The following is a 1,507-nucleotide window of genomic DNA, read 5'->3' on the forward strand; positions in this document are numbered from 1 at the left end:
GAGAGTGTGAAAGTTTTTCTGTAAATTAATATTTAAATATAATTAATAGGCCTTCTATGATAAAATTTATTATTATAGGAGGCCTTAATTATGGCAAGAGAAAGAAAAAAAGTACACAAGGTACAAATGACTGATGGCAAACGTGCCATCATCCACCAGCTATTGGATGAATATGACATTCAGACAGCTGAAGACATCCAGGATGCATTAAAAGATCTTCTTGGAGGTACAATCAAAGAAATGATGGAAGCTGAAATGGATGACCATTTGGGTTATTCAAAATCACAACGTTCAGAATCCGATGATTATCGAAACGGTTACAAGTCGAAGCGTGTCAACAGTAGTTATGGCTCCATGGAAATCGATGTTCCACAGGACCGTCGTTCTACTTTTGAACCACAGATTGTAAAGAAACGTCAGAAAGACATTTCAGACATTGATCAGAAAATAATCTCAATGTACGCAAAGGGAATGACAACAAGGCAGATTTCCGACACAATTGAGGATATTTATGGGTTTGAAACATCAGAAGGATTTATTTCTGATGTGACTGATAAAATAATGCCACAAATCGAGGACTGGCAAAACCGACCGTTAGATGAAATTTATCCTGTTGTTTACATAGATGCCATCCATTATTCTGTAAGGGATGAGGGAATAATAAGAAAGCTTGCGGCCTATGTAATTCTCGGCATTACAGTGGACGGGAAAAAGGATGTATTAAGCATAAGTGTTGGAGATAATGAAAGTTCTAAATACTGGTTGTCTGTATTGAATGAATTAAAAAACCGAGGTGTAAAGGACATTCTTGTTATATGTGCCGATGGTTTAAGTGGCATAAAGGAAGCCATATCGGCAGCTTTCCCAAACACGGAATATCAAAGATGCATAGTTCATCAGGTGAGAAACACTCTTAAATATGTACCCGACAAAGACAGAAAAGCCTTTGCGAAAGACCTTAAGACAATATATCAGGCAGTTAATGAAGAAAAAGCTCTCGAAGCATTAGACAGGGTAACTGAGAAATGGACTCCGAAGTATCCAAACTCAATGAAAAGATGGAAGGACAATTGGGACGTAATATCACCTATTTTTAAATTTTCAGATACTGTACGAAAAGTAATATATACAACCAATGCCATTGAAAGTTTAAATTCAACATACAGGAAACTTAATCGTCAGAGAAGTGTATTTCCAAGCGACAAGGCATTGTTGAAAGCTCTGTACCTTTCAACGTTTGAAGCAACGAAGAAATGGACAACGACCTTAAGAAACTGGGCTCAGGTGTATGGAGAACTGAGCATTATGTACGAAGGCCGTTTGCCTGAATAGCATAAAAAATACCCAATATCAAGGATGAATATACGCCCGTTATAAAATGGGCGTCCTTGACATGGGTATTTTTATATGCTAGTTATATAAACAAGAGCTGCAAGCTCATTTCATGAACTTACAGCTCCATCACTTATCATAGAATGTCTATTTACAGACTTTATTTCACAGACTC

General features: G+C 37.0%; 1 protein-coding gene. It reads left to right on the forward strand.

Going from position 1 to position 1,507, the window contains the following annotated elements:
• Positions 1-90 precede the first annotated feature (90 nt).
• Positions 91-1,332 carry an IS256 family transposase gene (locus DWW96_RS13695; RefSeq protein WP_117910813.1) on the forward strand — a complete coding sequence of 414 codons (1,242 nt, stop codon included), beginning with the start codon at positions 91-93 and terminating at the stop codon, positions 1,330-1,332.
• Positions 1,333-1,507: the final 175 nt, after the last annotated feature.

The organism is Eubacterium sp. AF17-7 (genome assembly GCF_003461285.1).
Classification (GTDB): domain Bacteria; phylum Bacillota; class Clostridia; order Lachnospirales; family Lachnospiraceae; genus Eubacterium_U; species Eubacterium_U album.